The sequence below is a fragment of the Klebsiella sp. LY genome (genome assembly GCF_004010915.1).
GTDB lineage: Bacteria > Pseudomonadota > Gammaproteobacteria > Enterobacterales > Enterobacteriaceae > Klebsiella > Klebsiella quasipneumoniae.
Map to the genome: position 1 here is coordinate 4,857,016 of NZ_CP022444.1, position 13,884 is coordinate 4,870,899.

The window sequence follows — 13,884 nt, forward strand, 5'->3', positions numbered from 1 at the left end:
CGGCGATCCGCTGGCCTGAAAGTTGCTACCGGCGAAAGTGACTTTTTACAGACAGGGGCAGGTCAGAGATGACAACGCAGCAAGAGCATCAGTTAAAACGCGGGTTAAAAAACCGCCACATCCAGTTGATCGCCCTCGGGGGGGCGGTCGGCACTGGACTGTTTTTAGGTATTGCGCAAACGATCCGTATGGCAGGCCCTTCGGTCCTGCTGGGGTACGCCATCGCCGGGGTTATCGCCTTCTTTATCATGCGTCAGCTTGGCGAAATGGTGGTAGAGGAGCCGGTGGCGGGTTCGTTCAGCCATTTCGCCAACCGCTACTGGGGGCCCTTCGCCGGGTTTATGTCAGGCTGGAATTACTGGGTGTTGTACGTGCTGGTAAGCATGGCGGAGCTGACGGCGGTGGGGATCTATATTCAGTACTGGTGGCCGGAGGTACCCACCTGGCTGTCGGCGGCGATCTTCTTCGTGGCGATCAACGCCATCAACCTGACGCACGTCAAAGTGTATGGCGAGCTGGAGTTCTGGTTCTCGATTGTCAAAGTGGCCGCCATCATCAGCATGATCGCCTTTGGCTGCTATCTGTTATTTAGCGGTCACGGCGGCCCGGCGGCGACGGTGGCCAACCTGTGGCAGGACGGGGGATTTTTCCCTAACGGTATCATGGGCTTGGTGATGGCCATGGCGGTGATCATGTTCTCCTTCGGCGGGCTTGAGCTGGTGGGGATCACCGCGGCGGAAGCCGATGAGCCGCATAAAACCATTCCCAAAGCCACCAACCAGGTGATCTACCGGATTTTGCTGTTTTACGTGGGGTCGCTGGCGGTCCTGCTGTCACTCTACCCGTGGCGGAACGTCGTGGAAGGGGGAAGCCCTTTTGTGCTGATCTTTCACGCCATTGACAGCAATATTGTGGCCAACGCCCTCAATCTGGTGGTGCTCACCGCCGCGCTGTCGGTCTACAACAGCTGCGTCTACTGCAACAGCCGGATGCTGTTCGGCCTGGCTCAGCAGGGCAACGCCCCGCGTGCGCTGCTGCGAGTGAACCACCGCGGGATCCCATTGACCGCCCTGGCGGTATCCGCCGTCGCCACGGCGCTTTGCGTGGTGATTAACTATGTGATGCCCGGGAAAGCCTTTGCCCTGCTGATGGCCCTGGTGGTGGCCGCCCTGGTCATCAACTGGGCGATGATCTGCATCACTCATCTTAAGTTCCGCCGCGCCATGCAGCGGGCCGGGAAGGTAACGGCTTTCCAGAGTTTCGGCTATCCCCTGACAAACTGGCTGTGTCTGCTGTTTCTCGCCGGGATCCTCGGGGTGATGTATCTGACCCCGGACATCCGCATCTCCGTCTGCCTGATCCCGGTATGGCTGCTGATCCTTGCCGCAGGCTATCTGCTGCGCAGGAAAAGCGCGCCGGAGCCGGCGCTGGAGGAGCGTTAATCTGCGACGCCCTGCCAGGCGGCAGGGCGATATTATTGCGCTGAAAACATATAGCGCCAATATATAGGATGGTTTATATAATTACGATAAATGATAACTAACAATATCACGCTGAATATAAATGAGAATGTGAGGTGACCGCGCGCTTTTTATTGATCTTGTGTACCGCTTTGCTACTATCCAGCCGGCATTAAGTCTTTATTTTATAATGCCTGGAAATGGAATGGTAAAATACATAATGGAGTAGGGTATGAAGCATGTGCACAAGCTGGCCTGGATTGGCCTGTTCGTCAATATTATTATCTGTTTTGTCGCGCGTAATTTATTACTCGATGAAGGACAACTGAATTTCCATAGTCGGGTGGACAGCATGTGGTCCTGGCTGGTTCTTGCCCTGTTTATCGCCGTGGTGGTTCAGGCGCTCAGCATTATGCTGTCTGGCCGCTATCCTTATCTGGCCATTGTGCTGGCCTTTATTGGCGGTATCGTGATGATACCCATCAGCATGATCTTTCTGGTCGGCAGCCTGTTCAGCTTTCAAACGCGGATTAACGCCGGTTTTACCCCGTGGCGGTCAACAACCGGGGCGATGAGCCGCGACGATAATCACCAGCTATTAACCTTTAATGCATCCGCTTTTTATCCGCAGGGAGCGCTGGCGCTCATCGCCGGGATAATTATCTTAATGATTGGCATGGGTATTGGCGGCGTATTTATTGCCGCCGGTATTCTGGCGTTGTGCAACGGCTATCGTCTGCAGAATCGGGTGGTGATTGGCGTCAGCGGCGAGTCGATGATATTTACGCCGGGTCTCTATGCCGACACCTACATTATTCCTTTGCGCGAGGTAGTTCTCGCTGAGCGCGGCAGTCATGATGCGAAAGTCCGGCTGCTCATCCCGTCGACAGGCAGAAGTATCACCTTGCGCAAAAAAATGCTCGCCGGCGATAACGTCAGCGACACCTTCGCCGCGATCCTTGCAAAACTGACCACCGTTTAGCGCCGGCAGGAAGAAAAGCCGCCAGCGACAACGAGGGCCCTGGCGGCGGAAGGGGAAACATCAACGGCAGGCGCGTCGGCCTGGCCTTTGGTATACAGCAACAGGCTGCCTGTTAATCCACGTTAGTAAAATAATCGCGCGCGGCGGTCTCGACGCGCTTTGCGTCCAGCCCGGTCTTCTCAGTGATCTGCTCGATAAACGGTTTAAATTTTTCGTCCATCACGTTCCCTCCTTCCCAGTGGGCGACGTAAAATTTGCACTGATAGCGATAAAAATGGAGAGTGGTATCTCCTAACGTGTAGTACATGAGCTTCTCCTGTCCGGTATTGCGGTCACCGCGTCCACAGCGTCAGCAACCTTTTTCTCATCACGATCGATCTGTTCTCTATCCTCCTCCCAATTGGCTGAAATTTCCAGCGGTGCTTTACGCAAAAAGGCAGGATAAAGAAAGGATAATCTGCTGACAGGCAGTGATTATTTCTGGAGTCAGGGCGGTGACCCGGTTACCTGCGGGCCGCGCAGATAACCGGAGTAGCGACAGGCTTAGCGCAGCGCGTTGCGCTCGTCGGCGGTCAGGTCGAGGGTTTGCGCCACGCCGCTTTTCGCGGAACGCACCGCCGCTTCCAGAACGGCCATTACCGCCAGCGCTTCAACCGGCGGCACCGGATTGGCGATCTGGCCCTTCAGCGCGTCGCGGATCTGCATATAGTACTGGCGCTGATCGCCCGACGGGGTAGGCTGAGTTTGGGCCTGCAGCGAGGCGTCATAGATCACCAGCTTGTCATCATCCTGACCCCAGCCGGCGCTCCCCGGTACCACACCCGCCAGCAGCTGGCTCTCCTGCTGGTCGGCCCGCGCTTTGACAACGCTGCCTTTATCGCCATGCACGGTAAAGCGCGAGGAGCCCCCCGCAACCAGCATGCTGCAGTGGAGGATCGCTTTATGCGCCGGGTAGTTTAACACCACATGCGCCCAGTCGTTGATCTCCGCGCCGTCGCGCAGGGTGGCAATGTTGCCCTGTACCGACTGCGGCAGACCAAACAGCTGCAGCGCCTGATCGATCAGGTGCGGGCCCAAATCGAACCATAAGCCGCTGCCGGGAACGTTCTGCTCGCGCCAGCGGACGCGGACTTCCGGGCGGAAACGGTCGAAATGGGACTCAAAATGTTTCACCGTGCCGATGGCGCCCTGCTCAATAACCTGACGGATCCCGAGATAGTCGCTGTCCCAGCGGCGGTTATGGAAGACGGAGAGCAGGCGCTGTTTCTCCTGCGCCAGGGCGATCAGCTCCCGGGCCTCCTGCATATCAAGGGTAAAGGGTTTGTCCACCACCACATGCTTGCCGGCGTTCAGCGCCAGGCGGGCCAGCGGCGCGTGCGTGGCGTTGGGGGAGGCGATGACCACCAGATCGACATCCGGATGCTGGACCGCCGCTTCCGGGGAGGCGATCACCGTGACGTCCGGCAGGTCGCGTTTGACTTTTTCTTCATCACGCGAGGCGACGAAGGCCAGGTTCAGGCCCGGCACCGAACGGATAAGCGGCGCGTGGAAGGTCTTACCGACGAAGCCATAGCCAATCAGGGCGATATTTATCGTGTTGTTACTCATCAGGTTCTCCGCGTTGTTAAGCGTCAGCAATATGTACAGAGAGGGCAGGGTCATCCCCCAGCTCAGGCCAGGGACGATCGAGGAAAAGATGGTGTATGTCGCTGAGACCGGCCACCAGCCAGGGTTCGCAATGGTTGACTTTGGTATGGTCCGCCACCAGCCAGTGTTCCGCGCTGGCGGCGAGCATGGCGCGTTTTACGTCGGCATCGGCCTCCTGGCTGGCGCTCAGTCCAAGCTCGGCATGCAACGCGCAGGCGCCGAGAATCGCGATATCGGCGCGGTAGCGCGACACCAGCGACAGCGTGGCGCTGCCGGCGAACAGCCGCTGCTCACTGTCCCACTGGCCGCCAAGCAGGATGAGCTGGATATCGGCGCGGTCACTAAACAGCTGGGCGATATCCAGCGAAGCGGTGATCACGGTCATGGGGCCTTTCAGCTGGGTAGCGACGGCCAGCAGGGTACTCCCGGCGTCGAGAAACAGCGTCGAGCCGGAGGGGATGCGCGCGGCGACCTGCTGGCCGAGACGCTGCTTGGTTCCGGGGAGCAGGGCGTTTCTTCCCTGGCGCGTCATCGCCGGGACGTTAAGCGCGATGGCGCCGCCGTGGCTTTTCTGCAGTACGCCCTGGTTTTCCAGCTCGCTGAGATCCCGGCGTATGGTATCGGCCGACACCTGCAGCGCATCAACCAGTTCGCTGATGCTCAGCTGACCGGTTTCACTCAGCCGGTCGAGGATGTGTTTTTGTCGGGCGAGCTTATGCATGACGAGAGACTCCGCAAGTTGACGCAATAAGCGGCATAATACAGCATAAAGTCGCAAAATAAACCGCAAAAAGTCGCACTGAGGCGTGCAAAACCTGAAGAACTTGATTTCACTACACTTTAACGTTAAATGAGGAAGGTGGGCGCGGCCCTGGGGAAAGCGCTTTTTAATGAAGCGATTAGCCCCTTTCACCGGGCAATAAACAGCGAAAAAGCGCGCTTTCGCGTACCTTATACAGAGTGCGTGCAATGTGACAGGCATGGATTAACGGAGGTTGAGTGGACGCGATTAAAGGCTCGGAGTTGCAGATACCGGACGCGATCTTCGCGTGGGTGCTCGACGGGCAGGGGGGCGTGAAGCCGCTCGCCGATAACGATATTATCGACAAAGAGAAGCCCTGCTGGCTGCATCTCAACTATACCCATAGCGACAGCGCCGACTGGCTGGCGGCCACCCCGCTACTGCCCAATAACGTGCGCGATGCCCTGGCAGGCGAGAGCACCCGACCGCGGGTAACGCGGATCGGCGACGGGGCGCTGATCACCCTGCGCTGCATCAACGGCAGCACCGATGAACGCCCAGACCAGCTGGTGGCGATGCGTCTCTATATGGATGAGCGGCTGATCGTCTCCACTCGTCAGCGCAAAGTGCTGGCGCTCGACGATGTGCTGGGCGACCTGAAGGAGGGCAATGGGCCGACGGACTGCGGCAGCTGGCTGGTGGAAGTCTGCGACGCGCTGACCGATCATGCCAGTGAGTTTATTGAACAACTGCACGACCGAATAATCGACCTCGAAGACGACCTGCTCGATCAGCAGGTGCCGCCGCGCGGTTTCCTTGCCCTGCTGCGTAAACAGCTGATCGTGATGCGCCGATATATGGCGCCGCAGCGCGATGTTTACGCCCGGCTGGCCAGCGAGCGCCTGCCGTGGATGAGCGACGATCAGCGGCGGCGGATGCAGGATATCGCCGAGCGGCTGGGGCGCGGGCTGGATGAGATCGACAGCTGCATCGCCCGCACGGCGATCATGAGCGATGAGATCGCCCAGATTATGCAGGAGTCGCTGGCGCGGCGGACCTATACGATGTCCTTGATGGCGATGGTGTTTCTGCCCAGCACCTTTTTAACTGGCCTGTTCGGCGTCAACCTCGGCGGGATCCCTGGTAACAGCTGGCATCTGGGGTTTAGCCTCTTCTGCCTGATGTTAGTCGTTGTCATCGGTGGTGTTGCATGGTGGTTACATCGCAGTAAATGGTTGTAAAGAATCGCCTTTTAGCAGCGACGATGCCGGGAAAACCCGGCAATGTTTGAGCGAAATCAATAAACCCTCTACCCATTCAGGGCAATATCTCTCTCGCAGGTGAATGCAACGTCAAGCGATGGGCGTTGCGCTCCATATTGTCTTACTTCCTTTTTTGAATTACTGCATAGCACAATTGATTCGTACGACGCCGACTTTGTTGAGTCGGCTTTTTTTTTGCGCTCTCCTGACCAGCTTCTACGCTTACTAAGACACCCGACGGTCTTCAGGCCGTTTACGCCTGCGGGTACGCCCGTATCACTTTCCGGGAGGCCACTATGCATTACGCTTCAGGGCTGACAGCCCAGTCTATCCCCATCTCGCCCGAGCCGAACGATCCGGTTCCTTTACCCGATCCACGACCGCGTCCGCAGCCGCAGCCCGATCCGCCGCCTGATGAAGAGCCGATTAAATTGTCGCATCAGGCGCGGAGATCTGCGAGGATACGCGCCTGCAGATCGTCTGTCCTTTAATACGAGAATACATTGTGACCGCTTTTTCTACCCTGACTGTTTTACCTGCCGCCCAATTAGCCAACCTTAACGAGCTGGGTTATCTGTCGATGACGCCGGTTCAGGCCGCCGCCCTGCCGGCGATCCTCGCGGGGAAAGATGTGCGCGTGCAGGCAAAAACCGGCAGCGGAAAAACGGCCGCCTTCGGGCTGGGTCTGCTGCAGCATATCGATCCGTCGCGCTTTGAGACCCAGTCGCTGGTGCTGTGTCCGACCCGCGAACTGGCCGATCAGGTTGCCGGCGAGCTGCGCCGTCTGGCGCGCTGCCTGCCGAACATCAAGATTTTGATGCTCTGCGGCGGGCAGCCGTTTGGCGCCCAGCGCGATTCACTGCAGCACGCCCCGCATATTATCGTCGCCACTCCGGGCCGTCTGCTCGATCATCTGCAGAAGGGGACGGTCTCTCTCGACGCGCTGCAGACCCTGGTGATGGATGAAGCGGACCGCATGCTCGATATGGGCTTCAGCGACGCCATCGACGAGGTGATCCGCTTCGCGCCGGCTGACCGGCAGACGCTGCTGTTTTCCGCCACCTGGCCTGCGGCAATCGCGGCGATCAGCGGCCGGGTGCAGCGTCATCCGGAAACGATTGAGATTGACAGCGTCGATGCGTTACCGGCTATCGAACAGCAGTTCTTTGAAGTTTCCCGCCACGGCAAGATTGCGCTGCTCCAGCGTCTGCTCAGCCAGCATCAGCCGGCGTCCTGCGTGGTGTTCTGCAATACCAAGCGCGATTGCCAGGCGGTCTGCGATGCGCTCAACGCCGCCGGGCAGAGCGCATTATCGCTGCACGGTGACCTCGAGCAGCGCGACCGCGATCAAACGCTGGTGCGCTTCGCGAACGGCAGCGTCCGGGTTCTGGTGGCGACCGATGTCGCTGCCCGCGGCCTGGACATCAAATCTCTCGCGCTGGTGGTGAACTTCGAGCTGGCCTGGGATCCGGAAGTGCATGTGCACCGCATCGGCCGTACCGCCCGCGCCGGCGAACAAGGTCTGGCTATCAGCTTCTGCGCGCCGGAAGAGGCGCAGCGCGCCACCATTCTGGCCGACATGCTGCAGTTATCCCTCAACTGGCTGCCGGCGCCGACGGGCAACGCTATCACGCCGCTGACGGCGGAGATGGCGACGCTGTGCATCGACGGTGGAAAAAAGGCGAAAATGCGCCCGGGGGATGTGCTGGGGGCGTTGACCGGTGATATGGGATTTGATGGCGCCGATATCGGCAAAATTAACGTCCACCCGGCACACGTCTATGTGGCGATCCGCCAGAATATGGCGCAGAAGGCGTATAAGCAGTTACGAAACGGCAAGATCAAAGGCAAAGCCTGCCGCGTACGACTGCTGAAGTAAGGGCAGAATAGCGCGTCTCAGGCGGCGGCCTGAGACGCTTGCGGGTTACTTCACTTCCACTACGTTCAGACGCAGCTCATCCAACCGGGCGTCCTCTTCCTCCGGCTGCCAGCCGGCGGGCTGCAGGGGAATCTCTTCCCTGTCAAACGCTAAATCGCCGCCGTCCACCACCTCGGAGCCGTGGGTGATGCCTTTAAAATCAAACAGATTAACGTCGCTCAAGTGCGAAGGCACCACGTTCTGCATTGCGCTAAACATGGTTTCAATGCGTCCCGGATAACGCTTATCCCAGTCGCGAAGCATATCGGCGATCACCTGGCGCTGCAGGTTAGGCTGCGAACCGCACAGGTTGCAAGGAATGATCGGGAAGCCCTTGGCCTGGGAGAAGCGCTCGATGTCCTTTTCGCGGCAGTAGGCCAGCGGGCGGATGACGATGTGTTTGCCGTCGTCGCTCATCAGCTTCGGCGGCATTCCTTTCATTTTGCCGCCGTAGAACATATTCAGGAACAGCGTCTGCAGGATGTCGTCTCGATGATGGCCGAGGGCAATCTTGGTGGCGCCAAGTTCGGTGGCGGTACGGTAGAGAATGCCGCGACGCAGGCGAGAGCACAGCGAGCAGGTGGTTTTCCCTTCCGGGATCTTCTCTTTGACGATGCCGTAGGTGTTCTCTTCAACAATCTTATATTCAACGCCCAGCTGCTCAAGATACGCCGGCAGAATATGCTCCGGGAACCCAGGCTGTTTCTGGTCGAGATTCACCGCCACCAGCGAGAAGGAGATGGGCGCGCTTTTCTGCAGGTTACGCAGGATCTCCAGCATGGTATAGCTGTCCTTGCCGCCTGACAGACAAACCATAATGCGGTCGCCCTCTTCAATCATATTGAAGTCGGCGATCGCCTCACCGACGTTGCGGCGCAGACGTTTCTGCAGCTTATCGATGTTGTATTTCTCTTTCTTTGTAAGTTCTTGATTTTCTAGCATTATTAACATTCTCAAAATCTAAAAGGGGCATATAGGGGGCAAAATGTGTTAAAGCCCAAGCCGGGAATTCAACATAGAAACCTGGTCGCCGTTCATCTCTTCTATCCATGTACTATAAACGTCGTACACCATTTGCGCGTTTTCATGCCCCATCTGATTGGCTATAAAAGACGGGTTTGCGCCAGCCGTCAGGAGCCAGCAGGCAAAAGTATGCCGCGTATGGTACGGATTCCTGCGGCGAATGCCAGCGCGTTTTACTGCAGCTTCCCATCTACTGCCTATGCTGCTGTGCGAGTAGCAGGGTTTTTGCTCGCCTTTCCGTCTCCGCGGCATGAAAACAAATCGCAAATTCTGTTCCTCGCTTGAGCCGTATTCCCTGTGGTGAAACGTGATAGTGGATACCGGATGTCCAGCTGTCAGTTCATGCTGCGCTTTCAGCGCGTCCAGGGCAGCGCCGAGCAATTGTATCGTCCGGTTTCCTGCTGCTAATGCCATACCGAGGCCTTTTGCTGAGGCGCTGGTGAGAGGTAACTCGCCGGAGATGTGCCGGGCGTGAGAAACCGTAAAAGCACCTGGGAAGCAATAAAATACCCGGCAATCAGTGCCGGGTTTTGGGGCTCACATAAGATTGGAAATCTGGCTGTAAGAGAGGTGTTTACTTTACTTGACCCTAAATGATAAGTCGAAACTCCTCATTTTTTAATGGAATATAGGTGAATGGAAGCGTTATAGGGAAGGAGTAGCCCTGCGGAAGAATGGCGATGCCTCAATCCCCCGCAGAACGCAAAGCGCGCAGCTAACCCGGCTGTGATATATAATCCCCTCCATACCAGCGGGGATGAAGAAGTGGAGCCGCATCCTCCGGCGTTGCATGAAAAAGGCGTATTAGGGATCTATAGACATAAGGAAAACAACAATTGGTATCGGTTATGAAAAAAACATTACTTCTGGTTTGCGCTGTTCTTATATCAAACTTGGCACTTGCTGCAGGAAATAAAGAAGAAGTGGTGCCTGTGCGGATAAGTTGCCCTAATCCTTATTATCCAGTTTCTGCCATGGCTAATCGGATTAGTGGCACTGTAAATTACGCTGCCTCAGTAAATGAAAAAGGGGAAGTAACTTCTGTTGAGACAACTGGTGCTGAGCTCTTTTTTAGAGAAACAAGATCAGCAATGAGAAAATGCAAGTATGAGCCCGGAAAGCCAGGCATTGCGCGTGGAACAATAAGATTTCGTCCATCTCAACCGTAAATACTGCTAGCCTACCTGGATTTTCTGTACTGAGAGATCTAGCAGCCTGATGCTCTTGCAATGGGAGTCGAGCCAAGTGATGTTATGTTGGCAAGCTCTAGAGATTTACCTGGCAAAATCACTGGTTAAGGGGAGCAGGTTAGTCATGGTTGGCTGAAAAAAAACTGGAGACGAGTTAGGCTCTCCTGTTCCCAGTGTGATTGCTGAAAAATTTCGTGGCTGTGAGTTTTCGAACTTTCATTCATTCGGAGAGCTTTCAGGAAGGCGGTTTCTGATACCACTGAGCTAACTGAGCGGTTTGACAAGCTAGCTTAGGGGGTATCAAGTTAGAAACATGGTCGTTCATTCGTAAAATGAGCATGTCGGGGGAAGGCTTAAACATGAATTAGAACACGCAAAAGCTATTAAAATACCGGTGATGTGTATGGTATTGAGAACTGGCGAGTTATGATGCACAAAAAGCCATGTCGAAGTTCACTAAGCAATGGTGGTAAATGATGGACAATAAAAAAAGCATTTCTGATTACACCGAATCTGAGTTTTTAGCTTTTGTGAAAAAGATATTTAATCCGGATAATACAACCGAAGATGAAGATGTGCAAAATGTTTTAGAGTTTGAACGTATCACTGAACACCCTGATGGTTCTGATGTAATTTTCTATCCTCCAAAGGGCCGAGAGGATAGTCCGGAAAGGGTTGTTAAGGAAGTGAAAGAATGGCGGGCCAGGAATGGCAAGCCTGGTTTCAAAGAGTAGCTGATCCGTACAGTTGCGTTATCTTACCTATCTTAACGTGATAATAGATGACTTCTGATTGAAACTCGCGCCGGCGGTTTTTTATTACGTTGAATTTATTATCGGTGAAAGTAGTTCACAATTTTGATTTTTTATCAACCAGCCCTAAAGATGCCGTCGGAGCCTGAGCAACTTCCTTAACTTATGCGCTTTGAGGGCATTCCCGATGCAAAAGGCAATCAGAACACCAAGGTCTGCTTTCAGCAGGGTGCGGGTATTATCAGGTTATTGGATTTTAATAGCCTCAATCAATTACGCCCCCTGATTCCTAACGTTGTCCACCGCTCGGAAAACGGGGTGCCATGTGAAATGATCAGCAGGTACCGCACCATCTGCAATTATCTCATTCACCTCTTTTCCTCGAATAGCCTGCCTCATCCATTCCCAGGTGGATTCAGGTGCCAGGACCAGCGGTCGGCGCTGTGGGGGCTGGCTGTATGTAAATATAAAATAAATTCAGTTGGTTGGAGGGGGCACAACTTATTGGTGTTGTACATTTTTACTGATTTCTTGATTTTGCAGCATGTAATAGTGGCTCAATTCATAGTGTGGCATCAGAAGAGCACGCGTTGTGCCAGCCGCTGGACAACGTGGCGCTGGCGCGTAGCAATTAATGAGGTCTGACAGACAACCGTGGCGTGTATGGTACGGATTCAGGGGCGGAATGTCAGCATCTTTCCGGCACTTTCCGCTGCGGGCAGGCAAGCTGGTGGAGCAGAAGTAAAAATAAACAGCCCGCCGGGCGGCGGGCTGTGGCGCTAGCGGACGACCAGCACCGAGCACTCGGCGTGGCGGACCACCGCGGCGGCGTTGGAGCCCAGCAGATAGGTGGTGATATCCGGCCGGTGCGAAGCGATGATCACCAGGTCGGCGGGTAGCGACTTGGCGAGGGCCAGGATCTTATCTTTTGGCGATCCTTCGGCAACGTGAAAATGTTTCCGATCTTCCGGGATAGAGAACTGTTTCGCGAGTTCTTTAAGCTGAGTTTCCGTTCCTTCACGCAGCTCATCCATACCAGGCAGTTCGGCGGTATAGGCCATTCCCAGTGAGGCATAATAAGGCAGGGAAGGGATAACGGAGAGGAAATGGACCTCAGCGTCGTCAATCCGCGCTTCCGATTCAACGTGACTGATAATGCGTTCAGTAAATTCTTTATCAGAGATATCGATGGGGACAAGAATCATTCTGCTCATAAAACCTCCTGTTTAAGTATCCCCTCATATTGTACGGCATTATGACACGTTTTGTATCATGACCGCAGTCACACTTTGACATTAACGTGACTTGTGTTCGGGAAATTTTCCCTTTATCACGCCGTCATAAAACCGACCTTTTGACACCACCTGTAAAAAGTCACGAAAAATACGCGGTGGAACGCCGGTATATTGCAACGGCGGCTGGTGATAAAAACAAATTTCCAGCGTGGCGGAGGCGTCATCATAGGCGACAGAGATAATTCGGGAAGATTTAACCGGGTGATGATGCATGATGGACGTCCTCGGGCAGGCACTGACTGAGCACGACTATATCACTAAACGGACGCTTATTTTAAGCGGTGGGATATATTGTTTTGTTTTAGCTGCTGCGATGCAGAGAGAGAAAGCCCGCCGGAACCGGCGGGCTGGCGCATCAGAACTGGTAAACCAGGCCCAACGCGACGATGTTGTCGGTAGAGATACCGTTGTCTTTGTAGAAGCTGTCGTTGTCATCCAGCAGATTGATTTTGTAATCAACGTAGGTGGACATATTACGGTTGAAGTAATAGGTGGCGCCGACGTCCATATATTTGACCAGATCTTTATCGGCGTAGCTGCCGGTATTATAGAGATCTTTGCCTTTGGACTGCAGATAGGAGATAGCCGGACGCAGACCAAAGTCGAACTGATACTGAGCGGTGACTTCGAAGTTTTGCGTTTTGTTGGCCACGCCGTCGTTGCCGTAAGGGGTCATGTTGCGGGTTTCAGAGTACATGGTCGCCAGGTAGATATTGTTGGCGTCGTACTTCAGGCCAGCGGTCCAGGCTTCAGCTTTATCGCCACGGGCGTTGGTCTGGGTCATCTGGTCGTTGGTACGGTCAGATGAGGTGTAGGCCGCTGCCGCGCTGATGCCCATGCCGAAGTTATAGGAGGTAGAGAGACCGAAACCGTCGCCGTTGTCAAAGCGAACATCGCTGTCGCTGCTGCGGTTGTTGGTGCCGACGTTGATGTCCTGGGCGTTCTGGCCTTCGTTTTTACCCTGATACTGCAGGGCGAAGTTCAGACCGTCTACCAGACCGAAGAAGTCGCTGTTACGGTAGGTCGCGACGCCGTTGGCGCGGCCTGCCATAAAGTTATCCGCATAGGTGTAAGAGTCGCCGCCGAACTCCGGCAGCATATCGGTCCAGCCTTCGACGTCGTACAGCACGCCGTAGTTACGACCGTAGTCGAAGGAACCGTAATCGCCCACTTTGATACCGGCGAAGGCCAGACGGGTCCACGCCTGATCGCCGGCGCTTTCGGTATTGTTGGCCTGAACGTTGTATTCCCACTGGCCGTAACCGGTGAGCATATCGTTGATCTGGGTTTCGCCTTTAAAGCCAAAGCGAACGTAAGTTTGGTCGCCGTCTTTTTTCGAGTCGCTGGAGAAATAGTGCAGACCGTCTACCTTGCCATAGACATCTAATTTATTTCCGTCTTTATTATAAATTTCCGCCGCATGCGCGGCGCCAGCGGCTAATAAAGCCGGAATAACGAGGGCCAGTACTTCTCTTTTCATGAAGAAATTCCTTTAACTGTTTTTATGTTTTAGCTTCCGGGAAGGAAGTGAACTCATGCTAAAGGAGCGGTCTGAGATATGGTAAGACTCAATTGTTACGATATAAGTAAAATCTAAATAAAATAATACTGAA

14 protein-coding genes and 3 pseudogenes are annotated in these 13,884 nt (G+C 54.9%); 8 read left to right on the forward strand and 9 right to left on the reverse strand.

Going from position 1 to position 13,884, the window contains the following annotated elements; translation table 11 throughout:
• The first annotated feature begins 68 nt into the window (after window positions 1–68).
• Window positions 69–1,442 (forward strand): amino acid permease, encoded by a 1,374-nt coding sequence (locus CE636_RS26870; RefSeq protein WP_017898754.1) that lies wholly within the window; start codon window positions 69–71, stop codon window positions 1,440–1,442.
• Window positions 1,443–1,692: 250 nt separating this feature from the next.
• Window positions 1,693–2,442, forward strand: a complete 750-nt coding sequence (locus CE636_RS26875) for a hypothetical protein (RefSeq protein ID WP_017898753.1) — start codon at window positions 1,693–1,695, stop codon at window positions 2,440–2,442.
• Window positions 2,443–2,554: 112 nt separating this feature from the next.
• On the opposite strand, the gene CE636_RS26880 is transcribed toward CE636_RS26875, so the two are convergent.
• From CE636_RS26880 to CE636_RS26890, 3 genes are all read right to left on the reverse strand, one after another.
• Window positions 2,555–2,749 (reverse strand): hypothetical protein, encoded by a 195-nt coding sequence (locus tag CE636_RS26880; protein ID WP_004203980.1) that lies wholly within the window; start codon window positions 2,747–2,749, stop codon window positions 2,555–2,557.
• Window positions 2,750–2,985: 236 nt separating this feature from the next.
• Entirely contained in the window at window positions 2,986–4,104 is a 1,119-nt protein-coding gene (locus CE636_RS26885; protein WP_025999100.1) for an oxidoreductase, read from the reverse strand.
• On the reverse strand, window positions 4,067–4,810 hold the full coding sequence (locus CE636_RS26890) for a DeoR/GlpR family DNA-binding transcription regulator (protein WP_004203983.1): 744 nt from the start codon (window positions 4,808–4,810) through the stop codon (window positions 4,067–4,069). The genes CE636_RS26885 and CE636_RS26890 overlap by 38 nt, the downstream gene beginning before the upstream one ends.
• Window positions 4,811–5,088: 278 nt before the next feature.
• On the opposite strand from CE636_RS26890, the gene zntB reads away from it, so the two are divergent.
• From zntB to dbpA, 3 genes are all read left to right on the forward strand, one after another.
• The gene (zntB, locus tag CE636_RS26895) at window positions 5,089–6,072 is read left to right on the forward strand and encodes a zinc transporter ZntB (protein ID WP_004203984.1); all 984 of its coding nucleotides are present in this window, start codon (window positions 5,089–5,091) and stop codon (window positions 6,070–6,072) included.
• A gap of 335 nt (window positions 6,073–6,407) precedes the next feature.
• Window positions 6,408–6,584, forward strand: coding sequence for a hypothetical protein (locus CE636_RS29595; protein ID WP_369707506.1), 177 nt, complete (start codon window positions 6,408–6,410; stop codon window positions 6,582–6,584).
• Between the two features lie 14 nt (window positions 6,585–6,598).
• Window positions 6,599–7,972, forward strand: coding sequence for an ATP-dependent RNA helicase DbpA (gene dbpA, locus CE636_RS26905; RefSeq protein ID WP_017898751.1), 1,374 nt, complete (start codon window positions 6,599–6,601; stop codon window positions 7,970–7,972).
• Between the two features lie 45 nt (window positions 7,973–8,017).
• Here dbpA and ttcA read toward each other — a convergent pair whose 3' ends face one another.
• Both ttcA and CE636_RS26915 read right to left on the reverse strand, forming a co-directional pair.
• Entirely contained in the window at window positions 8,018–8,953 is a 936-nt protein-coding gene (ttcA, locus tag CE636_RS26910; protein ID WP_017898750.1) for a tRNA 2-thiocytidine(32) synthetase TtcA, read from the reverse strand.
• A 48-nt stretch (window positions 8,954–9,001) separates the two neighbouring features.
• Window positions 9,002–9,436: pseudogene (locus CE636_RS26915) on the reverse strand (tyrosine-type recombinase/integrase); the annotation flags it as partial.
• A 446-nt stretch (window positions 9,437–9,882) separates the two neighbouring features.
• Between CE636_RS26915 and CE636_RS26920 the strand changes: the two are divergent.
• The 3 genes and pseudogenes from CE636_RS26920 to CE636_RS26925 all read left to right on the forward strand — a co-directional run bounded on the left by CE636_RS26920 (window position 9,883) and on the right by CE636_RS26925 (window position 10,958).
• Entirely contained in the window at window positions 9,883–10,203 is a 321-nt protein-coding gene (locus CE636_RS26920) for a TonB family protein (RefSeq protein WP_071600372.1), read from the forward strand.
• A 172-nt stretch (window positions 10,204–10,375) separates the two neighbouring features.
• Window positions 10,376–10,492, forward strand: a pseudogene (locus CE636_RS29715) (hypothetical protein); the annotation flags it as partial.
• A gap of 205 nt (window positions 10,493–10,697) precedes the next feature.
• The gene (locus tag CE636_RS26925; protein ID WP_004203992.1) at window positions 10,698–10,958 is read left to right on the forward strand and encodes a bacteriocin immunity protein; all 261 of its coding nucleotides are present in this window, start codon (window positions 10,698–10,700) and stop codon (window positions 10,956–10,958) included.
• A gap of 291 nt (window positions 10,959–11,249) precedes the next feature.
• Here the strand turns inward: CE636_RS26925 and CE636_RS29475 are convergent.
• The 4 genes and pseudogenes from CE636_RS29475 to ompK37 form a co-directional block, all read right to left on the reverse strand.
• Window positions 11,250–11,417: pseudogene (locus tag CE636_RS29475) on the reverse strand (SOS response-associated peptidase); the annotation flags it as partial.
• Between the two features lie 338 nt (window positions 11,418–11,755).
• Window positions 11,756–12,190 (reverse strand): universal stress protein UspF, encoded by a 435-nt coding sequence (gene uspF / locus CE636_RS26935; protein ID WP_017898748.1) that lies wholly within the window; start codon window positions 12,188–12,190, stop codon window positions 11,756–11,758.
• 81 nt (window positions 12,191–12,271) lie between these two features.
• The gene (locus CE636_RS26940) at window positions 12,272–12,484 is read right to left on the reverse strand and encodes a KTSC domain-containing protein (protein WP_004203998.1); all 213 of its coding nucleotides are present in this window, start codon (window positions 12,482–12,484) and stop codon (window positions 12,272–12,274) included.
• Window positions 12,485–12,626: 142 nt separating this feature from the next.
• On the reverse strand, window positions 12,627–13,751 hold the full coding sequence (ompK37, locus tag CE636_RS26945; protein ID WP_017898747.1) for a porin OmpK37: 1,125 nt from the start codon (window positions 13,749–13,751) through the stop codon (window positions 12,627–12,629).
• Between the last annotated feature and the right edge of the window lie 133 nt (window positions 13,752–13,884).